The sequence below is a fragment of the Rhizobium sp. NLR10b genome (assembly GCF_019685435.1).
Taxonomy (GTDB): Bacteria; Pseudomonadota; Alphaproteobacteria; order Rhizobiales; family Rhizobiaceae; genus Rhizobium.
The window spans coordinates 42,541-64,468 of the sequence record NZ_JABDWV010000013.1; the positions used below are offsets into that span (position 1 = coordinate 42,541).

17 protein-coding genes are annotated in these 21,928 nt (G+C 61.2%); 9 read left to right on the forward strand and 8 right to left on the reverse strand.

Annotation, left to right across the window (positions count from 1 at the left end; all coding sequences use genetic code 11):
* Positions 1-120 precede the first annotated feature (120 nt).
* The 3 genes from rnd to HJB91_RS21125 all read left to right on the forward strand — a co-directional run bounded on the left by rnd (position 121) and on the right by HJB91_RS21125 (position 3,869).
* On the forward strand, positions 121-1,266 hold the full coding sequence (gene rnd, locus HJB91_RS21115) for a ribonuclease D (protein WP_210628379.1): 1,146 nt from the start codon (positions 121-123) through the stop codon (positions 1,264-1,266).
* A 77-nt stretch (positions 1,267-1,343) separates the two neighbouring features.
* The gene (locus HJB91_RS21120) at positions 1,344-2,405 is read left to right on the forward strand and encodes an adenylate/guanylate cyclase domain-containing protein (RefSeq protein ID WP_210628380.1); all 1,062 of its coding nucleotides are present in this window, start codon (positions 1,344-1,346) and stop codon (positions 2,403-2,405) included.
* Positions 2,406-2,510: 105 nt separating this feature from the next.
* Positions 2,511-3,869, forward strand: a complete 1,359-nt coding sequence (locus tag HJB91_RS21125; RefSeq protein ID WP_221155848.1) for an esterase-like activity of phytase family protein — start codon at positions 2,511-2,513, stop codon at positions 3,867-3,869.
* Positions 3,870-4,025: 156 nt separating this feature from the next.
* Here HJB91_RS21125 and ppx read toward each other — a convergent pair whose 3' ends face one another.
* The 4 genes from ppx to HJB91_RS21145 form a co-directional block, all read right to left on the reverse strand.
* Positions 4,026-5,546, reverse strand: a complete 1,521-nt coding sequence (ppx, locus tag HJB91_RS21130; protein ID WP_221123397.1) for an exopolyphosphatase — start codon at positions 5,544-5,546, stop codon at positions 4,026-4,028.
* 11 nt (positions 5,547-5,557) lie between these two features.
* Positions 5,558-7,762 carry an RNA degradosome polyphosphate kinase gene (locus tag HJB91_RS21135; protein ID WP_221123398.1) on the reverse strand — a complete coding sequence of 735 codons (2,205 nt, stop codon included), beginning with the start codon at positions 7,760-7,762 and terminating at the stop codon, positions 5,558-5,560.
* A gap of 65 nt (positions 7,763-7,827) precedes the next feature.
* On the reverse strand, positions 7,828-8,541 hold the full coding sequence (hdaA, locus tag HJB91_RS21140) for a DnaA regulatory inactivator HdaA (protein WP_221123399.1): 714 nt from the start codon (positions 8,539-8,541) through the stop codon (positions 7,828-7,830).
* A complete protein-coding gene (locus HJB91_RS21145; RefSeq protein WP_221123424.1) occupies positions 8,534-9,658 on the reverse strand; it encodes an AI-2E family transporter in 1,125 nt (374 codons plus the stop codon). The genes hdaA and HJB91_RS21145 overlap by 8 nt, the downstream gene beginning before the upstream one ends.
* Before the next feature lie 244 nt (positions 9,659-9,902).
* Between HJB91_RS21145 and purM the strand changes: the two genes are divergently transcribed.
* Both purM and purN read left to right on the forward strand, forming a co-directional pair.
* Entirely contained in the window at positions 9,903-10,976 is a 1,074-nt protein-coding gene (gene purM / locus HJB91_RS21150) for a phosphoribosylformylglycinamidine cyclo-ligase (RefSeq protein WP_221123400.1), read from the forward strand.
* Positions 10,973-11,644: a phosphoribosylglycinamide formyltransferase gene (gene purN / locus HJB91_RS21155; protein ID WP_210628386.1), complete on the forward strand. Its 672-nt coding sequence runs from the start codon at positions 10,973-10,975 to the stop codon at positions 11,642-11,644. The genes purM and purN overlap by 4 nt, the downstream gene beginning before the upstream one ends.
* Positions 11,645-12,263: 619 nt before the next feature.
* Here the strand turns inward: purN and HJB91_RS21160 are convergent.
* The 3 genes from HJB91_RS21160 to HJB91_RS21170 form a co-directional block, all read right to left on the reverse strand.
* Positions 12,264-13,433, reverse strand: coding sequence for an alpha-D-ribose 1-methylphosphonate 5-triphosphate diphosphatase (locus HJB91_RS21160; RefSeq protein ID WP_221155849.1), 1,170 nt, complete (start codon positions 13,431-13,433; stop codon positions 12,264-12,266).
* Between the two features lie 146 nt (positions 13,434-13,579).
* The gene (locus HJB91_RS21165) at positions 13,580-14,170 is read right to left on the reverse strand and encodes an NUDIX domain-containing protein (protein WP_210628388.1); all 591 of its coding nucleotides are present in this window, start codon (positions 14,168-14,170) and stop codon (positions 13,580-13,582) included.
* A complete protein-coding gene (locus HJB91_RS21170) occupies positions 14,167-16,371 on the reverse strand; it encodes a molybdopterin-dependent oxidoreductase (RefSeq protein WP_221147297.1) in 2,205 nt (734 codons plus the stop codon). Before HJB91_RS21170 ends, HJB91_RS21165 begins: the two co-directional genes overlap by 4 nt.
* A gap of 16 nt (positions 16,372-16,387) precedes the next feature.
* Between HJB91_RS21170 and HJB91_RS21175 the strand changes: the two genes are divergently transcribed.
* Together HJB91_RS21175 and HJB91_RS21180 are read left to right on the forward strand one after the other, a co-directional pair.
* Complete coding sequence (locus tag HJB91_RS21175) at positions 16,388-17,257, forward strand: 23S rRNA (adenine(2030)-N(6))-methyltransferase RlmJ (RefSeq protein ID WP_210628390.1); 870 nt, start codon at positions 16,388-16,390, stop codon at positions 17,255-17,257.
* Positions 17,258-17,317: 60 nt separating this feature from the next.
* Entirely contained in the window at positions 17,318-17,914 is a 597-nt protein-coding gene (locus HJB91_RS21180; RefSeq protein ID WP_221155850.1) for a glutathione S-transferase, read from the forward strand.
* A 95-nt stretch (positions 17,915-18,009) separates the two neighbouring features.
* On the opposite strand, the gene HJB91_RS21185 is transcribed toward HJB91_RS21180, so the two are convergent.
* Positions 18,010-18,645, reverse strand: coding sequence for an outer membrane protein (locus tag HJB91_RS21185; protein ID WP_011424814.1), 636 nt, complete (start codon positions 18,643-18,645; stop codon positions 18,010-18,012).
* A 364-nt stretch (positions 18,646-19,009) separates the two neighbouring features.
* On the opposite strand from HJB91_RS21185, the gene HJB91_RS21190 reads away from it, so the two are divergent.
* Together HJB91_RS21190 and uvrC are read left to right on the forward strand one after the other, a co-directional pair.
* Complete coding sequence (locus HJB91_RS21190; RefSeq protein WP_210628392.1) at positions 19,010-19,777, forward strand: SDR family oxidoreductase; 768 nt, start codon at positions 19,010-19,012, stop codon at positions 19,775-19,777.
* Entirely contained in the window at positions 19,774-21,813 is a 2,040-nt protein-coding gene (uvrC, locus tag HJB91_RS21195; protein ID WP_221155851.1) for an excinuclease ABC subunit UvrC, read from the forward strand. The genes HJB91_RS21190 and uvrC overlap by 4 nt, the downstream gene beginning before the upstream one ends.
* The last annotated feature ends 115 nt before the right edge of the window (positions 21,814-21,928 follow it).

The following is a 21,928-nucleotide window of genomic DNA, read 5'->3' on the forward strand; positions in this document are numbered from 1 at the left end:
TGCCTCAGTTTGGACGTGATTCTTCTTCAGCAATGCTTGAAGCGTATGCTGTTGTATTGACATATCGAAGCGAAAGGAGAAGGAAGGTTCAACCAACCTTTTCCTTGCGAATGAAATGATATGATCGAAACCACCGCCGATTTGGCGGCCGCCTGCAAAGAGCTGGCCAAGTCCGACTTCATCACCATCGACACCGAATTCCTGCGTGAGACGACGTTCTGGCCGGAGCTCTGCCTGATCCAGATGGCAAGCCCGACATTGGAAGTACTCGTCGACCCGCTGGCGAAGGGCATCGATCTCGCTCCCTTCTTCGAGCTGATGGCGGACACCAAGGTGTTGAAAGTCTTTCACGCGGCGCGTCAGGACATCGAAATCATCTTCAATCGCGGCAATCTCATTCCGCATCCGATCTTCGACACGCAGGTCGCCGCCATGGTCTGCGGTTTCGGCGACAGCGTCTCCTATGACCAGCTGGTCAGCCGCATCAAGAACGTCCATATCGACAAGTCGTCGCGCTTCACCGACTGGAGCCGCCGGCCGCTCTCCGAAAAGCAGCTGGAATATGCGCTGGCCGACGTCACCCATCTGCGCGACGTCTACCTGTCGCTGAAGGCGGAACTCGATCGCGAAGGCCGCACGTCGTGGCTGCGCGAGGAAATGGACATTCTCGAGGCGCGCGAGACCTACGACATGCATCCCGACGACGCCTGGCAGCGTCTGAAGATGCGCCTGCGCAAGCCGCAGGAGCTGGCAATCCTGAAATACGTCGCCGCCTGGCGTGAGCGCGAGGCGCGGGCCCGCAACGTGCCGCGTTCGCGCGTTTTGAAGGACGATGCGATCTATGAGATCGCCCAGCAGCAACCCAGGGATTCCGAAGCGCTCGGCCGCCTGCGCACCATTCCGAAGGGCTGGGAGCGTTCGGCCGCCGGGACGGCAGTCGTCGAAGCGGTCAATGCGGCGCTCGCCCTTCCGAAAGCCGAGATGCCGCATGTGCCACGTCAGGCACAGGCCCCGGAGGGCGCAGCTGCCGCCGTCGAACTCTTAAAGGTGCTGCTGAAGCTGATCTCGGAAAAACATGGGGTGGCGCCGAAGGTGATCGCCAACAGCGAGGATCTCGACAAGATTGCCGCCGATGGCGAGAAGGCCGATGTCGCTGCCCTGCACGGCTGGCGGCGCGATCTTTTCGGCGAGCCGGCGCTGCAGCTGATCCAGGGCCAGATCGGATTGCGATTCGCCGGCCGGAAGGTTGAAACCGTCGCACTCTGACACCAAATCGAATTCGCTCAACGCCTTTTTCCCAACCGAAAACAATGGCGGAGACACTGCGAAGCGAAGGGCGCGGCATGCGGGAAATTTCTCCGACGCAGAACTGGATCCTGATCGTCATCGTTCTCGCGGCGAGCGGCGTCGTCTATGATTCGATGTTCTATTCGGAGCAGACGCCGGTCGTCGGGGCGATCTTCGCGCTGTTCATCGGCATGCCGATCATTGCCTTCGAGCGCAAGGTGCTGTTCCGCGGACTCTACAGACGCATCCAGAAGCTACCGACCTTCGCCTTCATCATAACCGAACTGGCGATCTACGAAATTCTGATGAGCATTGGCTTTGCCTGCGCCGGGCTGCTGCTTCGCTCGGTCGGCGTGCTGAAGCCGACGTCGCTCCTCGATCTCGTCATCATGCCGTTCGACGTCTTCCTTTATGCACTTGTCGTCTGCTTGGCGCTGATCTTCATCCTGCGCGTGCGCGAACTGCTCGGCCGCGAAGTATTCACCAGCATGCTCATCAGCCGCTATCGCAATCCGGTCAAGGAAGAGCGGGTCTTCCTGTTCATCGATCTCGTCGATTCGACGGCTTTTGCCGAAAAACACGGCGACCTCAGGGCGCAGCAGCTGCTGAGCTCGCTGTTTGCGACTTTCGCCGAGCCGGTCAGACGCCACAAGGGCATGATCAACGACTATGTCGGCGATGCGGCGATCATTACCTGGCCGCTGGCCCGCGGCGTCAAGGATGCGCGCTGCGTTCGCTGCATCTTCGATATCCTCGCCGATATCGAAGCCAATGCCGCCGGCTGGCGGAAAAATTACGGCCAGGTGCCGAAGCTTCACGTTGCACTTCATGGCGGCGAGATCATCACGGCGGAAGTCGGCGTCGACCACCACAAGATCAGCTATTTTGGCGATACGGTGAATACGACCGCCCGGCTGGAGACGCTCTGCCGCAGCCTGAACCGGCAGGTGCTGATCTCCGCGGAACTGGCCCGGCGCATGACCTTTCCCGATGACATTTCCTGCGAGGATCTCGGGATCCATGCCGTCAAGGGACGCGGCCAGGCACTCGGCGTCATGGCGCTGTCCTCGCGTGCGGTGACCGTTCTGAACACGCCCGCAGTCGTTCTGCACGGCTGAGCAAGTCCATTTATCACCCGTCACCAAAGCTTCACCCAACCGTCAATTCGCTGACACGGAAGCCCTGTTAAGCGGAAGCCATTCGCATCCGTCCATGGGGATATTATGAAGAACGTCCTTTTTGCTTCCGTATCGCTTTTCATCCTGATTGCCGGCCCCGTTTCGGCCGACCAGCAGCAGTTCCCGGCCAAGCTCACCGGCCAGGCGATCCTGCCAGCCAATACCATGGTTCCGGCTCCGGCCGACGCCCCCGAATTTCTCAAGCATTCCGGCAAGTTCACGACGCCGGACCGCAAGCGCAGCGAAGCTCTCGGCGCCGTTCCAGGCAAGGACGGCGCGCGCGTGACCGACCTCAAGATTCCGTTCGACGGCCAGCCGATCCAAGGTTTCTCAGGCATCAAGACGATGGCTGACGGGACCTTCTGGACGCTCTCCGACAACGGCTTCGGTTCGAAAGCCAACTCTTCCGACTCCATGCTGTTCCTGCATCAGATGAAGTTCGACTGGACTGCCAACAAGGCTGAGGTCGTCAAGAACCTCTTCCTCTCCGATCCAAACAAGATCGCCCCGTTCCCGCTCGTGCTCGAAGGCACGGAAAAGCGTTACCTTACCGGCGCCGACTTCGACATCGAATCGATCCAGCCGGATGCCGACGGCTTCTGGCTGGGCGACGAGTTCGGTCCCTATCTCCTCAAGGTCGATACCGAAGGTCGCCTGACGGACGTGATCCCGACGATGCTCGACGGCAAGCCGGTGCTTTCGCCCGACAACCCGCTGATCCAGCTGCCTGGCAATCCGGCCGCCAAGATGCCGGTCTTCAACCTGAAGCGCTCCGGCGGCTTCGAAGGCCTTGCCATGTCGAAGGACGGATCCAAGCTCTACGGCCTGCTCGAAGGCGCCATCTACGAGGATGACGGCACGATGGAAACGGCTGACGGCCATACGGCCATCCGCGTCATAGAATTCGACGCTGGCTCCAAGAAGTGGACAGGCCGCAGCTGGCTTTATCCATTCGAAGACAAGGGTGTATCGATCGGGGATTTCAACATGCTCGACGACTCCACCGCTCTCGTCATCGAGCGCGACAGCGGCGCCGGCACCAGCGACAAGGTCTGCTCCGACCCGAAGCAGCCGAAGCCGGATTGCTTCGAAGCTCCGGCGGTGCTGAAGCGCGTCTACAAGATCGAATTCAACGACGCCAACCTCGGCAAGGCCGTCCGCAAGATCGGTTACATCGATCTCCTTGATATTCAGGACCCCGACAACAAGAAGCAGGCCGGCAGCAAGGATGGCGTCTATGACATGCCGTTCGTCACCATCGAAAACGTCGACCGCGTCGACGCCACCCACATCATCATCGGCAATGACAACAACCTGCCCTTCTCGGCCGGCCGCGCTGTCGACAAGGCCGACAATAACGAGTTCAGCCTGCTCGAGGTTGGCGAGTTTTTGAACGCGAAGTGAGCAGAAAACCCTGAGGACATCCGGAGGGTGGTGCGGTCAGCGCCGCCCTTTTGCGTATGGCACTACTTCGACCTCCCTCATTCCTGTGCTCGTCACAGGAATGAGGGAGGTCGAACGGTCCGCACCGCGGGAAGAGCCCGCGGAAAGAATGCCTCTCTACTCGAAGCGAAACGCCAGCCTCTTGTTCGTCAACCGCGACAGCTGCTGCAGGCGGCCGTCCAGGCGCTCGCCGGCGAAATCGCGGTATTCCGGCGGCACGACGAATTCGAGGTCGAAGTCCGGATTCGACGATTTGCGGAAGGTCAGGTGCTTGACGATGCCGGGCATGGAGGCCGAGAAGAGATAGACGACGCGCAGCATGCCGCCGAGCAGTTTGGCGCGGTCGATGAACTGAGGGGTGGCGATCTGCGCCAGCGGACCGGTGGCGCCGTCGTCGTGCAGGCCCTCGAAACGGTAATAATTGGTGAGCGCGATGAAGGCGCGGCCGGGATGGCTGATGCCGACGAAGGAGGAGTGGGCGATGACGTTCAGTGCCTGCAGGCCACGATAATCAGGATGGGCGCGCCAGCTGATATCGGCAAGCAGGCAGGCGGCCTGACGATAGCGGCTTTCCTCTTCGGTTTCCTGGACGCCGAACAAGGGCATCATGCGGCCGGTCCATTCCGCCAGTTCGCGGGCATGCTCGGGCGAACGGGCACGCAGGATCGCTAGTTCGCCAGCGGCAGCCAACAACGGATCGGCGCGGCGCTCGGCCTCAGACAGCAGCGAATAGAGATAACCCTCGCGCACGCCCTGTGCCGAGAAGGAGATCACGGACGGCTTCATGACGCTCAAGACTTCCTTCATGGCGATGGCGCCGAAAGGCAGCAGCGAACGGCGATGCTTCGAGACGGCCTGGAGGGCCGGTTCCTTGGAATCGCGCGCGGTCACCACCTGATCGAGGAACAGCATCATCGCTTCGAGGGATACCTCATAGCCCTGCATCATATGCAGCGGATAATGGGTGATCTCCATGTGCAGCTTGGCGATATTTCGCCAGGTGCCGCCGACGGCATAGAAGGTGCGCCCCTCGCCTTTCGCCAGGAGTTTTGCCGTCTTCACCTGCTTGCGGGCAAAAGTTCGCGCCTTGGAGAGCGAGCCGCCGGCATATTCCGACAGGCGCAGACCGCCGAGCGGCAGCGTAATGCCCTTGCCGACCTCCTTGCCCTTGATGTCGATCAGTTCAAGAGAACCACCGCCGAGGTCGCCGGCAATGCCGTCAGGATTGAAGAAGCCACTGATGATGCCGAGCGAGGCGAAACGAGCCTCCTCCTCACCTGAAAGCACCCGGATGTGGCGCTGCAGGATCGTCTCCGCCTGATGGATGAAGTCGGGGCCGTTGCTCGCCTCGCGGGCGGCGGCCGTCGCCAGCACATACATGGTGGCGGCCCGCGCCTGATCGGACAGGGCCTTGAAACGGTGGAGCGCTGCCAGAGCCCGGGCGACGCTCTCTTCATCCATCTTGCCGGTGATGGCTATGCCCTTGCCGAGGCCGCAGAGGACCTTTTCGTTGAAGAGGATCGTAGGCGAACGGGACAGGCCTTCGTAAACGACAAGACGAATGGAATTCGATCCGATGTCGACGACGGAGACCGGGGCGATCCCTGGAAGGCGCCCCTGGGCTTCAGATTCAACCATATGGTCCAGTTTTACTTGTTGTTGCGGCCTTCGAGCAGGCCGGCGATCAGTTTCGGCGCGCTTGATTTCAGAGCTTCACCACGGCCTGACAGGCTCGGATTGGTCATGAAATACTGCTGCGCATTGAACGGCTCCTCGCCCCTGCGCACTTCCATGCGCCGCGACGTACCGTCGGGCAATATCTCGTAGCTTTGTTGATTGTCAATCACGTTGCCGAGCATAATCTGTGACAAGACCTGCTCATGAACAGTCGGATTCGTCAACGGAACCATGGTCTCGACGCGGCGGTCGAGATTTCTCGGCATCATGTCGGCAGAACCGATGTAGACCAGCGCCTTGTCCGACGGCAGGCCATAGCCGTTGCCGAAGCAGAAGATGCGGCTGTGTTCGAGGAAGCGGCCGACGATTGATTTGACGCGGATCTTCTCCGAGAGACCGGGCAGCTGCGGACGCAGGCAGCAGATGCCGCGCACGACGAGATCGATTTCGACGCCGGCATGGCTGGCGCGATAGAGCGCATCGATGATGTCGGGGTCGACAAGCGAGTTCATCTTCATCCAGATCGCCGCCGGCGCGCCGTTCCTGGCATGCTGAATCTCTTCCTCGATGTGACGCAGGATGCGCGAGCGCAACGTATAGGGCGAGACGGCGAGCTGCATGCCCTCTTCAGGTTCGCCATAGCCGGTGATGAAGTTGAAGATATTCGCCATGTCGTGGGCAATGACGGGATTGCAGGTGAAATAGGAGAGATCCGTATAGATCTTGGCGGTGATCGGGTGGTAGTTGCCGGTTCCCAAGTGACAATAGGTCCTGAGCTTCCCTTCCTCGCGGCGGACGATCATCGACATCTTGGCGTGGGTCTTGAGCTCGATGAAGCCGAAGACGACCTGCACGCCGGCGCGCTCGAGATCGCGCGCCCAGCGGATATTCGCCTCTTCGTCGAAGCGGGCCTTGAGCTCCACCAGCGCCGTCACCGACTTGCCGGCCTCGGCGGCGTCGACCAGAGCGCGGACGATCGGGCTGTCGTTCGAGGTGCGGTAAAGCGTCTGCTTTATCGCCAGAACGTCAGGATCGCGCGCAGCCTGGAGAAGGAACTGGACCACCACGTCGAAGGATTCATAAGGGTGATGGACGACCATGTCCTTCTCGCGGATCGCGGCGAAGCAGTCGCCGGCATGTTCGCGGACACGCTCGGGAAATCGCGCATTGTAGGGCTGAAACCTGAGATCGTCGCGCGGCGCCTTGGTGATCTCCGACAGAGTGTTCAGCGCCAGGAGCCCCGGCAGAACGGCGACGCGATTTTCGGGAATGCTGAGCGCCTGCACGACGAACTGACGCAGCGAGGCCGGCATTTCCGAATCGGTCTCGATGCGGATGACCTTGCCGCGGCGGCGGCGCTTGAGTGCCGTTTCGAAGAAGCGCACGAGATCCTCGGCCTCTTCCTCGACTTCGATATCACTGTCGCGGATGACGCGGAACGTACCGGAGCCCTGCACCTCGTAACCCGGGTAGAGCCTATGGATGAAGATGTTCGCGACGTCTTCCAGCGTGATGTAGCGGATCGTGTTTCCATCGTCGGGCAGCCGGACGAAGCGGTCGAGCGCCGGCGGCAGGCGCAGCAGCGCCGTCATCGGCTCGCGGCCGTTCTTGCTGACGAGCTGCAGGCCGATCGAGAAGCCAAGATTGGGGATGAAGGGGAACGGATGGGCCGGATCGATGGACAGCGGCGTCAGCACCGGGAAGATCGCCTGTTCGAATTCGGAGGCGAGCCACTGGCGGTCTGCATCGCTCAAGGCGCCCGGGCGCACGATCAGAATGTCTTCCTTGGCGAGGTACTGCTGCAGCACAGCGAGCGAAGCCTGCTGCTCCATCTGCAGATGGTCGATCTCCTGCAGGATCGAATCGAGCTGTTCGGCCGGTGTCTTGCCGTCGGGGCTGCGGATAGCGATGTTCTGGCGCACCTGGCCCTCGAGGCCGGCGACGCGCACCATGAAGAACTCGTCGAGGTTGGCCGCCGAGATCGACAGGAAGCGGACGCGCTCGAGCAGCGGATGTTCGGTATTCAGCGTCTCTTCCAGGACACGGCGGTTGAACTGCAGCCAGGAGAATTCACGGTTGATGAAGCGCTCGGGGCTTGCCAGCAACTCGTCCAGCGGGGGGATATTGTCGTTGGTTTCCGGAGTGAGTTCCTGATGTTCTGCGACTGCGCTGTCCATGGTCGGCTTACCCCGTTTTCAATCGCGATGGCAATTATATCAGTTTCACGACGGAACTGTGACAGTCAATCGGCCGGCTCCGAATTTCCCAATTCATTCAATACTTCAGCGGCAAGAGTGCGGGTGATTTTCGTGCCCCGCGACAGGGCCAGCCGGTCGAGCCGTTCGACGATTGTCTGGGCCGCGTTCAGCGACCGCTCCATCCGGTTGACGATATAGAGCACGAGTTTGTCATCTATATAAAGCTGCCGGTCGGCGAAGAGCTTGACGATCACCTGCGACAACAGGGCTTCATCCGGCTCGCCGATCTCGACGACGGTGGCGGCCTTGAGGCGAGAGCGCAGATCCGGCAGCAGAACCGGCCACGACATCGGCCAGAGACGGCTTGTCATCAGCAGGCTGGTGCCGTTTTCGCGCACGCTGTTGATGACATGGAAGAGCGTGTTGTCGTCGAAGCCGAGACGATCGGCATCCTCGAACAGGACAGGGCCGTTCGCCGCCCTGACCGCGGCATTGGAACCGGCCTTGGGGTGAATGATCTCCGCTCCGCTGTGTTCTTTCCAGATGCCGGCCAAGTGCGATTTTCCCGAGCCGACCGGGCCGGCAAGGATAACGACCGGCGACGCCCATGCGGGCCACGCATCGACGATCGAGACGGCGGCGGCGAGACGCTCCGAGATCAGGAGATCGTCGCGCCCGCTTGCGGCATCATGCGAAAACACCAGCGGCAGCTGCTCTTCGGCCTTGCGCTTCGGATCAGCATTCTTCACGTCATTCATTGGGTACTGATTTCGTCTTCCGGGCGTGGCCGTCTGCTGACCCGCCAAAATAAAGATCGCTCTGAAGGTAACGCGAAAGCGCGAAGCGGACAAGGACGCCGACGGCGGCGGCAGCCGGCACGGCGACCAGAAGCCCGACGAAGCCGAAGAGCGCGCCGAAGGCAAACAGTGCAAACATCAGCCAGACCGGATGCAGGCCGACGCTGGAGCCGACGAGCTTCGGCTGCAGGATGTTGCCTTCGAAAAACTGGCCGCTGAAGAAGACGACGAGCACAAGTCCGATCCAGGGATAATCCGGCCAGAACTGCACGAGTGCCACGCCAACGGCAAGAACGAGGCCGACCAGCGAGCCGACATAGGGAATGAAACTGATCATGCCGGCGAAGAGGCCGATCAGCAGGCCGAAGTTCAGCCCGACGAGGGAAAGGCCGGCGGCATAATAGATGCCGAGGATAAGGCAGAGGGAGCCCTGACCGCGGATGAAGCCGGCGATCGCCTGATCGATCTCGCTGGCGATCTGGCGGACATCGCTGACGTAATCGCGCGGGATCCACTGGTCGACCTTGGCGACCATGCGGTCCCAATCGAGCAGGATATAGAAAGCGACGACGGGAGTGACGACGAGCAGCGAGATGACGTCGACAATCGCCTTGCCGGAATTCCAGATCTGCGCGAAGAGTCCCGTCAGGAACCCCATGCCTTCGGAGAGGATGCCGGAGAAATTATCCTTGATCGTGCCGACTTGGCTCCTGATCCACGGCGGCAGCAGCGAATGCTGCGACTGGGCGATGAATTTCTGCAGCTGGCTGATATAACTCGGCAAGCGTTCGGCGAAATCGTTGAACTGGCTGATCAGCACGGGAATGAGGATCATCAGCGCCAGCGCAAAGACGATGACAAAGGCGATCAGAATGCCGACCGTCGCCATCAAGCGGCTGAGGCCCAGGCGCTCCAGCCGGTCGGCGACGGGATCGAGGAAATAGGCGATCGCCATGCCGGCGATGAACGGCAAGAGGATCGAGCTGAAGACATAGAGAAAGGCGATGAAGAAGACGAGCACGGCCAGCCAGAAGAAGATCTGGCGCTTCAGACTGTTGCCGCTGACATGCTGTGGCATTGCTTCCCCGTTTCGCTCGCCGCCGCCGAACGCCGCCTCTTGTCCGACGCGGCCATTCAGCACATAGGATGCAGGCGCAAAGATGGTCAACCCTGTCACGCCAAATCCCGGAAAGGCCGATTAAAGACACGGGAAATTGGAGGCTTTTGCCATGCGACGCTTGCATAAAGGCCCCTGTCATGCAATTGCGACCGGCAGATGACGCGGCGCGTCTGCCGCCTGGAAATAGCCATCGGAGACCAGCATGAGCCAGTCTGGAAAAAACGGCCTGACCTATAGCGATGCGGGCGTCGACATCGATGCCGGCAACCTCCTCGTCGAGAAGATCAAGCCGGCAGTGCGCTCGACGCGTCGGCCGGGCGCTGACGGCGAGATCGGCGGCTTCGGCGGGCTCTTCGATCTCAAGGCGGCGGGCTTTACCGATCCGGTTCTCGTCGCCGCCAATGACGGCGTCGGCACCAAGCTGAAGATCGCGATCGACGCCGATTACCACGACACCGTCGGCATCGACCTCGTCGCCATGTGCGTCAACGACCTCGTGGTCCAGGGCGCCGAGCCACTGTTCTTCCTCGATTATTTCGCAACCGGCAAGCTCGATCCCGACCAGGGTGCGGCGATCGTCGGCGGCATTGCCGCCGGCTGCCGCGAGGCAGGCTGCGCGCTGATCGGCGGCGAGACGGCCGAAATGCCCGGCATGTATTCCTCCGGCGACTATGATCTCGCCGGTTTTGCGGTCGGTGCGGCCGAACGCGGCAAGCTGCTGCCGTCAGGCGATATTGCCGAGGGCGACGTGATCCTCGGCCTTGCCTCCTCCGGCGTTCATTCCAACGGCTTTTCGCTTGTGCGCAAGATCGTCGAACTGTCCGGCCTCGGCTGGGACGCGCCGGCGCCCTTTGCCGAAGCCAAGAAGCTTGGCGAAGCGCTGCTCGAGCCGACCCGCATCTATGTGAAGCCCCTTCTGAAGGCGATCCGCGAGACCGGCGCGCTGAAGGCGCTCGCCCACATCACCGGCGGCGGCTTCCCGGAAAATATTCCGCGCGTGCTGCCGAGGCATCTGGCGGCCGAGATCGATCTCAATGCCGTCAACGTGCCGCCGGTCTTCTCGTGGCTCGCCAAAACCGGCGGCGTCGAAGCCAAGGAAATGCTGCGCACCTTCAACTGCGGCGTCGGCATGATCGTCGTTGTCGCTGGGGAAAATGTCGCCGCGGTATCGAAGGTGCTCGAAGCCGAAGGCGAAAAGGTTATCACGCTCGGCCGGATGATTGCGCGCGACGAAGGCGCTGCCGGCACGGTCTACAAGGGCACGCTTGCCATATGAGCATGAAGCGCAAACGCGTCGTCGTCTTCATATCAGGCAGTGGCTCCAACATGATGGCGCTGGTTGCGGCGGCCAAGGCCACCGACTACCCTGCCGAGATCGTCGGCGTGATCTCGGACAAGGCGGATGCCGGTGGACTTGCCAAGGCGGCGGCCGAAGGCATCGCCACCTTCGCCTTCCCCCGCAAGGACTACGCCAGCAAGGAAGCGCACGAGGCGGCGATCTTTTCCGCGCTCGACACGCTCTCCCCCGATATCCTTTGCCTCGCAGGCTACATGCGGCTGCTGACGGCGACCTTCATCCAGCGTTATGAAGGCCGGATGCTCAACATCCACCCTTCCCTGCTGCCGCTGTTTCCAGGGCTGCACACGCATCAGCGCGCCATCGACGCCGGCATGCGCATCGCAGGCTGCACGGTGCATTTTGTCACCGAAGGCATGGATGAGGGACCGACGATCGGCCAGGCCGCCGTTCCGGTTTTTTCCGCCGACACCGCCGAAAGCCTGGCCGCACGGGTGCTGACCGTCGAGCATCAGATCTATCCGAGGGCGCTGCGGCTCTTTGCCGAGGGGCGTGTGGCGATGGAGGGCGGCAAGGCCGTTGGCTTCGAGGCTTCAACGGCGGCGCCTAAGGCCCAGCTGATTTCGCTGATCGGCGACTGCGGTTAGATATCGGTATTGCTGGTTCTCCCCCCGAACCATCGCTTGGTCAGCAGAACCATATTTCCAATGATGACGTAGGACGACAAAAACAACATCGGAAGGTGGATCGCAACCGAGCCGTAACTTCCCCTCTCGCACAGCGTCACTGTCGATGATTGACTTAGAACAATCCTGGCTCCACCCCACATGGTAGCAAATGGATAGCTAAAAAATATGAGACATATTGTAATAAAGATAAATATACCTCTGTCATGGACACAACAGAAAATTACCGAAATAAATGAGATAATCAGAAGAGCCAAACTGGGATATTTGTATACCAAGACAATGGCCTTCAACAAAGAAGCAACCGACTTTTCGCATTCTATATACTCTCCACCTACATAGACATACGAAATTCCGTATTGGTTATCGTAGTAAATCGATATGATGAATACAGATATCGTCCCAATTCCACTCAAAACGAGCGGCAGGAGCCCCCATTCCTTGTGTAGCAACCGTGGCTCAGATGACATCTTGATTCCCCATCCTTGCCAGTCTTGTTCCGGAGAAATGTGATAGTCGGGCACCGCCGATGAGAAAGCTCGCCTCGGAGGTATCTCTTCATCGACGTTCAAACCTGCAGCTAAGCCGCCAGCGCCCGCAATGGATGCAGGGTGCCGTCGCTATACACGAACTGGCCGGCGCGGAAGGTGGCGCGGATGCGGTTGATCTCGCCCCGCTCGACGACGACCAGATCGGCGCGCTGACCGATGGCGATTTCGCCGCGATCGGAGAGTCCTGCGGAGCGGGCCGCGTTGCCGGTCGCCATGGCGACGGCGGCCGGCAGGCCGCCTTCCACCGTGTCGGCGAGCTTGAAGATGCCGGGTACGAAGGCGGCCGGGTGATAATCGGCGGCGATGACGCCGAGCAGGCCGGCCCTGGCGGCATCGAGCGCGCTGAGATTGCCCGACATCGACTGGCCGCGCAGCGCGTTCGGCGCGCCCATCAGCGTCCAGAGGCCGCGGCGGCGCGCTTCTTCGGCCGCGGGTGCGGTGACCGGAAACTCGCTGATGGTGACGCCGAGATCGTGCATTTCTGCGACCTTCTCGACGCTGTCGTCGTCATGCGAGGCGAGCGACAGCTTGTGCTTCAGCGACAGCGCGACGATCTCCCGCAGCTGGGCCTCGATGTCAGGATTGCTGCGCATGGCGATGCGCTTGGCGATGATCTCAGCGGCCATCTCCTCGGAGATGGCGCGGCGCTCGGAAATGCTGAGGATATAGCTCTGCAGGTTGTTGTACTGGCCCTGGCCCGGCGTGTGGTCCGTCAGCGAAACCATGTCGATCTGGTGGGCATTCAGCAGGCGCTCGAGCGCAGGTGCTGCGCCGACATTGGTGATTTCATAGCGGGCGTGAACGCGGTGGTCGATCAGCAGATCGTTACGCAGACGGTTGATGCCCTCGATCACCGCCGAAGTCGTCTCCAGCGAGCGGACATGGCCGTAGACGCTTTCGGTGGCGAAGGAGACCGCGGCAAAGGCGGTGGTCACACCGGCAGCGGCAAGTTTCTTGTCGAGCTCGTGGATGCCGAAATCGATCGGCATCGTCGCGTTCGGCCGCGGCGCGATCTCGCGCTCGATCATGTCGCCGTGCAGGTCGACGAAGCCCGGCATCAGCAGCCGCCCGCCGCCATCGATCGCAGCCCCGGCAACCGGCTCCGGCCGGATTTCGGCGATGGCGCCGTCCTCAACAAGCACGGAACCTTCGCTCACCACCTCGTCTGGGAGAACGAGGGTGAAATTGCTGAGCCACATGGGCTTTCTCCTGACTGCATCCGATGATCGACAAACCGCAGCGGATAGAACCGCTTCGTGACAAACGTATGAATTTTCGAGCGCTGGCGGCTCAATGCCGGAGCCATCATGGGCAATCGAAAGATCACCCCTGACGGCTCGCCCCATTATCTGATCCTATCCCGGTTCAACGCGGCCCATTGCAAAAGCATGATCGTCTTGGCGTCGAAAATCTCGCCGGTCTCTATCATCCGGGCGGCTTCGTCGAGAGGAATTTCCAGAACCTCGATGTCCTCATGCTCCTCGTCCAGCCCGCCGCCTTCGGCCACGCGGTCGGCGGTGTCGATCAGGGCTGCGAAGACGTGGACGACTTCGCTGATTGCGCCCGGCGACATGTAGCATTTGAATAGGAAGCGCGCCTCACGCAGGCGATAGCCGGTCTCCTCCATCGCCTCACGGCGGATCGCCTGTTCGGGATGGTCATCGTCGAGCAGGCCGGCCGGCACTTCGATCACCCAGGCGGGGTCGCCGTTGAGATGCACGGCAAGACGGAACTGGCGGACAAGGACGACGAGATCGCGTTTCGGATCATAAAGTAGAATGCAGGCGGCCGGCGTGCGGTGGTAGACCTCCCGCTTCAACCGCTGGGTCGCGCCGTTACGGTCGATATAGTCGAGCAGATAGCTGGCGAGCCGCGTCCACCCATTCGACAGCGTTTCCTCGCTGACAATCCTTACCCGTGATTTCGGCTGCATCATGCTGCGTCCTTGCGAAGCCAGACCTTGTTGTCGTGAACGGCCGCTCCGCCATAGGGCGCGACCGGGTCGGCGCCCGTCAGGACGTTGATGCCCTCGCCGTCGACATGCGCCTTGTTCGGCCAGAGGCCCTCGGCGATCAGCACGCCCGGCTTCACCTCGGTGGTGATACGGGCATGGATGCGGAGATCACCGCGGCTGTTGCCGATGCGGATGAGATCGCCATGGGCGACACCGTTGGCTTCGGCATCGACAGGATTGATCATCACCTCGGGACGGCCTTCCTTCTGACGAGACGTCTTGGTCTCCGAAAAGCTCGAATTCAGGAAGTTGCGGGCCGGCGACGTGGCGAGACGGAAGGGATGCTCTGGATCGGCAACTTCGATGATATCGACCTGATCGGGGAAGGGCGGCAGTTCGGCATGCGGCCCGAGCGCGCCGATTGCGGCCGGCGGCTTGTTCGGCGCCGGCTGGTTGATCCAGTCGGGGCGGAAATGGAACCTGCCGTCCGGATGGGCAAAGCCGTTCAGGAAATGGGCGTCCTCGAAAGCCGGCTGGCGATCGAACCATTTGTGTTCGAGGAAATGGTCGTAGTCCGGCAGGTCGCTCGATTGGAGGATGCGGTCGATCATCTCGCGGGCGGTAAGGCCGAAACCGGGGCGATCGGCGACGCCGAGGCGGCTTGCCAGCTCCTCGATCACGAAGAGATTGGTGCGCACGGTCGGTGGCGGCTCGACCAGCTTCGGTCCCAGCAGAATATGGTTCTGGCCGCCGGCTCGATAGATATCGTCATGCTCGACGAACATGGTCGCCGGGATGACGATATCGGCGACCTCGGCCGTTTCGGTGATGAACTGCTCGTGGACGGCGACGAAGAGATCGTCGCGGGCGAACCCGCGCCTGACGAGGCGCTGCTCGGGAGCAATGTTGGCGGGATTGGTGTTCTGGATCAGCATCGCCGTCACCGGGCCGCGATGGCGCAGCGCCACCGGATCGCCGGTCAGCACGCGGCCGATCTGCGACTGATCGAGCATGCGGATATCGCCGTCCTTCATCGACCGGCCGGTCAGTTCCGCATTGTTCATGCGGAAGATATCGCTGTTCGAATGGAAGGCGCCACCGCCCTCATATTGCCAGGAGCCGAGAACGGTGGCGACCGAGGCGGCCGCATGCATGGCGACCGCGCCGTTGCGCTGGCGGGTGAAACCGTAGCCGAGGCGGAAGAAGGTCTTCTTCGTCATGCCGACGAGGCGGGCAAAGGCCTCGATCTCCTCGACCGACAGGCCGGTGATGGCAGCGGCCCATTGGGGCGTCTTCGTCTTCAGATGCGCTTCCAGACCTTCGGGATCGTCGGCATATCTCGCCATGTAGTCACGATCGGCATAGCCGTCGCGGAAGGCGATGTGCATTGTGGCGCAGGCGAGCGCGGCATCAGTGCCCGGCTTGACGATCAGAGCCATATCGGCCTGCTTCATAGTCGGGTTGTCGTAGATATCGATGACGACGATTTTGGCGCCGCGCTCCTTGCGCGACCTGATGGCATGGGTCATCACGTTGACCTGGGTCGAGACGGCATTGGTGCCCCAAATGACGACGCAATCGGTGCGGCCCATCTCGCGCGGATCAGGCCCGCGGAGCACGCCGGTCGCCATGGTGAAGCCGGTCCAGGCCGGGTTGGTGCAGATCGACGAGAAAAAGCCGGAATAGCGCTTGGCGTGACGCAGGCGATCGATCGAATCGCGCTGCACCCAGCCCATGGTGCCGGCATAGAAATAGGGCCAGACCGCCTCGCTGCCGTCCCTCGCCTCGGCCTTCACGAAGGCTTCGGCGATTTCATCCAGCGCATCGTCCCAGGAAATCTGCTGCCACTGCCCTGCCCCCTTGGGGCCAGCGCGGCGCAAGGGGTGCATCAGCCGGTCGGGATGGTAGAGTCGCTCGGCATACCGGGCGACCTTGGCGCAGATGACGCCCGAGGTGTAGGAATGGTCGCCGGCGCCGCGCACGCGGCCAATGCGGCCGTCCTCCGATATCTCAACCTCCAGCGCGCAAGTGGAGGGACAGTCGTGCGGACAGGCCGTGTGGCCGATCTTGCTGCCCAGCTTCGGGGATTTGGCGTTGATGGGGGTCGCAATGTTCATGGCATTTGTATATGCCAAGGCCTGCATGGCCAAAAGCCAGAAAAACTCCCCATGATACGAATTCATACGGGCATCAGCGAAAATGAACTACCGCCATATCTACCACGCGGGCAATTTTGCCGATGTGTTGAAACATGCCGTGCTGGCGCGGCTGATCCGCTACATGCAGAAGAAGGAAGGCGCCTTCCGCGTGCTCGACACGCATGCCGGCATCGGCCTCTACGACCTCTCCTCCGAGGAAGCGCAGAAAACCGGCGAGTGGCAGGCTGGCATCGGCAAATTAATCGTGGCCGAACTCGGGCCTCAGGTCTCCGAGCTGCTGGAGCCCTACCTCTCGGCCATCCGCGAACTCAATCCCGAGGATGGCATCCGCTTCTATCCGGGCTCGCCGAAACTTGCGCGCATGCTGTTCCGGCCGCAGGACCGGCTGTCGGCGATGGAGCTGCATCCCGAGGATTACGCCCGCCTGCACCGGCTATTCGAGGGCGATCACCATGCCCGCATCACCGAACTCGACGGCTGGCTGGCGCTCGGCGCGCATCTGCCGCCGAAGGAGAAACGCGGCATTGTGCTCATCGATCCGCCCTTCGAGGAAGAGGACGAATATCAGCGCCTCGCCGCCGGGCTGGAAAAGGCCTATCGCCGCTTTCCCGGCGGCACCTATTGCCTTTGGTACCCGTTGAAGAAGGGCGCGCCGATCAAGGAATTCCACGAGACTCTGCAGGCGCTCGACATCCCGAAGATGCTTTGCGCCGAACTCAGCGTGCGCAGCGACCGCGGCATTACCGGACTGACCGGCTCCGGCCTCGTCATCGTCAATCCGCCCTTTACCTTGAAGGATGAGCTGCACCAGATGCTGCCGGCGCTGAAGGACCATCTGGCGCAGGACCGTTTCGCCTCGCACCGCGCCTTCTGGTTGCGCGGTGAGAACAAGATGGTCAAGGCCGATTGACCGGGCAACCGGCTTCGGAAATAGTCGGCACCGCAGCTCCACAGTCTCGCCAGGTGCCCCATGAAACTTCTCTACTCGCCCGCCTCGCCCTACTCCAGCAAGGTGCGCATGGCCGCGCATTTTCTGAGCATCGAACTGGATGCCATCCGGGTCGACACCAACACCGGGCCGGCGATCCTCGTGGACAACAATCCGCTCGGCAAGATCCCGACGCTTCTGACCGATGACGGGACCTCGATCTTCGACAGCGTGGCGATCATGCATTATTTCGACCGGCTGACGGAAGGCGGGCTCTATCCTGCCAAGAAAAGCAAGCGGACGGATGCGGAAGTGCTCGAAGCGCTCTGCGACGGCATTTGCGACTGCCTGCTCACGATCGTCTACGAGCGCCGCTTCCGTGACGAGGAGAAGGTTCACCAGCCCTGGATCGACCGGCAATGGAAGAAGGTGACGGCCGGACTCGCCCATCTCGGCGCCAAGCCGCCAAAAACAGGCAAGAAGCTCAATGGCGGACATTTCGCGCTGGCCGCCACGCTCGACTATCTCGACCTGCGTTTTAAAGACCAGTGGGAAGCCGAGCATGCGCCGCTGATCGACTGGCTGGCTGAGTTCGAAAAGAAATTCCCGGCTCATCGCGAGCTCAAGGCCAGCGCCTGATCCGGAGCCGAAACGGAGCGCCTGCAAACCATGAGCGGACAGCAAAAAGCCGGGCGATGAGCCCGGCTTCTGCATGTTCGGAAGGGTCAATCGGCTTAGAACTTGACGCCGATACCGAGCTTGACGCTGTTCTCGTCGTAACCGCGCGAGAAGCTGCCGGAGTCGAGGTCGTAGTCCTTGCTCTGGTAGTCGGTGTAGCGATATTCGAGGCGGGTCGTGATGTTGTTGGTCACGAAGGCTTCGACACCGGCGCCGACCGTATAGCCGTAGTTCGTCTTGCTTTCGTCCGAGGTGCCGTCGGAAACCTTGACATTGCCGAGGGCAAGACCAGCCGTACCGTAGAGCAGGAAGGGATTCATGTCGTAGCCGACTCGGCCGCGGACGGAGCCGTTCCAACCATACTTGTTCTTGACGCCGCCCGAGGAGACGTCATCGCCGCTGTAGCCAAGATCGGATTCAACGCCGTAAACGATCTGGCCTGCTTGCCAGTTGTAACCGGTGAAGACCTGGCCGCCGAAACCGTAGGTGTGGCGATCGGAACCGAAGTCACCCATGTTGTAGGTGCCGGCGCCGCCGAGATAGAAGCCTTCCCAGTTGCCGGCCGGCTTGACCGGGGCGTCCTGGGCGACCGGTGCTTCCGGAACCTGGTCGACGGCATCAGCCGCCTGAGCTGCCGAAACGCCCGCGATTGCAAAAGCAGAGGCCATGAGGCCAGCAATGAGTACACGCATACTTTTCTCCTTTCAGTCCCGCGCCGCTTTCATCTGTCTATCAGCGAAGCATTGGCGGGGAAATTGCCAGATGTCCCTTCCGGATCGAGACTGAAATTGGAACTGAAATGCGGATTTGAAAGAGCCAAATTGTGATATCATTGTGGCTGCCGGATGGCGGAAATTCGATGTTGCTTGAGAGCAACATAGGTTTCATTAACCCTACCTAATGGTTAAACTTAAAATACTTATTTTAAGAAATCACATTATTAAATAATACATAGAATATCCCAACCGCAGATGCAACCGTGGCTGCCTATTTATATAATCTCCGCCCGCCCTTATATAGGCTGCACACAGACTCGCGGGATCAGAAGGCAAGATTTTGAACCACAAAAGACTTCGCTCAGCCCTGATAACGGGGGCGGCCAAGAGAATAGGCCGGGCAATCGCCGAAGACCTTGCTGCAAATGGCTTTTCCGTTGCGATCCACGCCAACAGCTCCCTCCGCGAAGCGGAAGAGCTGGCGGCGGAATTGCGGCGAAAGGGACAAAGGGCGGCCGCATTGCAGGCCGACCTTACCGATATCGGCGAAGCGGGCGAACTGATCGCGAAGGCGTCGGAAGCGCTCGGGCCTCTCGATCTGCTCGTCAATAATGCGTCGGTCTTCCAGCATGATTCCGCACGTAGTTTCAACGCCGACACATGGGCGCTGCACTTCGACCTGCATGTGCGTGCGCCGTCGATCCTTTCGGCAGCCTTCGCGCAGCAGGTGCCAGCTCAGGCAGCGGGGATGATCGTCAACATCATTGATCAGCGGGTCTGGGCACTGAGGCCCAGCTTCTACTCCTATACGCTCTCCAAGTCCGCGCTGTGGACGGCAACGCAGACGCTCGCCCAGGCATTGGCGCCACGTATTCGCGTCAATGCGATCGGCCCCGGCCCCTCGATGCCGAGCGAGCGGCAGTCACTGGAGGACTTCCAAGCGCAGGTCTCAGCCCTTATCCTGCAGCGAGGGCCGGCACTGGAAGAATTCGGACAAACGATTCGCTTCCTTTACGACACGCCCTCGATCACCGGCCAGATGATTGCCCTCGACGGCGGCCAGCACCTTGCCTGGCAGACGCCCGATGTGGCGGAGATTAAGGAATGAACGGACGAAAGCTGCCGGATGGCGGCGTTCTCTACGACGATACGGATGAGAGCGAAGACGAAATCGAGGTGGAAGGCGAGGTTTCCGCCGCCCCTCTGGCGGCTGCGGTCGACTGGAATGCCGGCAGCCTCAACGAGACCGGGCTTGTCGGCGCCGAATTGATCGGCGAATTCGTCAAGCGGCTGCCGAACAGCCCCGGCGTCTATCGCATGTTCAACGCCGAAGGCGATGTGCTCTATGTCGGCAAGGCGCGCAGCCTGAAGAAGCGCGTCGCCAACTACGCCGTCGGCCGTGTACATTCCAACCGCATCGCCCAGATGGTCCGCCAGACGGCGAATATGGAATTCGTGACGACGCGCACGGAAACCGAAGCGCTGCTCTTGGAAGCGAATCTGATCAAGCGCTTGCGGCCGCGCTTTAACGTGCTGCTGCGCGACGACAAGTCGTTTCCCTATATTCTCATTACTGGGGATCACCGGGCGCCGGCCATCTTCAAGCATCGCGGCGCCAGGGCGCGGAAGGGCGACTATTTCGGGCCTTTCGCTTCGGCCGGCGCGGTCGGACGCACGATCAATTCGTTGCAGCGGGCCTTCCTGATCCGCACCTGCACTGACAGCGTCTTCGAAACGCGCACGCGGCCGTGCCTGCTCTACCAGATCAAGCGCTGTTCGGGGCCTTGTACGCATGAGGTCAGCGATGCCGGTTACGCCGAGTTGGTGCAGGAGGCCAAGGATTTCCTGTCCGGGAAGAGCCAGAAGGTGAAGTCGCACATGGCCGAAGCCATGAACCAGGCGGCCGAGGATCTCGATTTTGAGCGGGCGGCGATCTATCGCGACCGTCTGGCCGCTCTGTCGCATGTGCAAAGCCACCAGGGTATCAATCCGGCCGGTGTCGAAGAGGCCGACGTTTTCGCCATCCATCATGAAGGCGGCGTCTCCTGCATCCAGGTTTTCTTCTTCCGCACCGGGCAGAACTGGGGCAACCGCGCCTATTTCCCGAAGGCCGACCCGCAGCTTTCAAGCGCCGAAGTGCTGAATGCCTTTCTCGCGCAGTTCTATGACGACAAGCCGGTGCCGAAGCAGATCATGCTGTCGGAAACGGTCGAGGAACTGGAACTTCTCGCCGCGGCCCTCAGCGAAAAGGCCGGCCACAAGGTTTCCATCCTCGTGCCGCAGCGCGGCGAGAAGCGCGATCTCGTCGAGCATGTGGTCGGCAATGCGCGCGAAGCGCATGGGCGAAAGCTTGCCGAGACGGCGTCGCAGTCGCGGCTGCTCGAAGGATTCAAGGAAACCTTCGGGCTCGCCTATGCGCCGCAGCGCATCGAGATCTACGACAACTCGCATATCATGGGCACCAACGCCGTCGGCGGCATGGTGGTGGCGGGGCCGGAAGGCTTCGTGAAGAACCAATACCGCAAGTTCAACATCAAATCGACCGACATCACTCCCGGCGACGACTTCGGAATGATGAAGGAGGTGATGACGCGGCGCTTCTCGCGGCTGATCAAGGAGGAAGGTATTCCCGATCGGACGGCGCAGGCAGCAGCTGCCGACGCCGCCGACATGCCCTTCCCCGCCTGGCCGGATGTGATCCTCATCGACGGCGGCCAGGGGCAGATGACGGCGGTGCGCGCCATCCTGGCCGAGCTCGGCATCACCGACAGCGTGACGGCGATCGGCGTCGCCAAGGGTGTCGACCGCGACGCCGGGCGGGAGCGCTTCTTTGCGCCGGGACGCGAGAGTTTCACATTGCCGCCGCGCGATCCGGTGCTCTATTTCATCCAGCGCATGCGCGACGAAGCGCACCGGTTCGCGATCGGCTCGCACCGGGTGCGGCGAAAGAAGGAAATGGTCAAGAACCCACTCGACGAGATCGGCGGCATCGGCCCGTCACGCAAACGCGCGCTGCTCCAGCATTTCGGCACGGCGAAGGCGGTTTCGCGTGCCGCTTTGTCCGACCTCATGGCGGTGGAAGGTATTTCGGAAGCCGTGGCAAAGCAGGTCTATAACCATTTCCACGACGACTCCGCGAAATAAGCGGCGGCCGTCGCAAATTCCACGCAATGGCGGTGAAAAGACAGAAAGAATGTTGACGGTCGCCGGCCAAAGCCGTCATCTACATCGACCCGAAAATCGGAATCGGTTTTCGTAA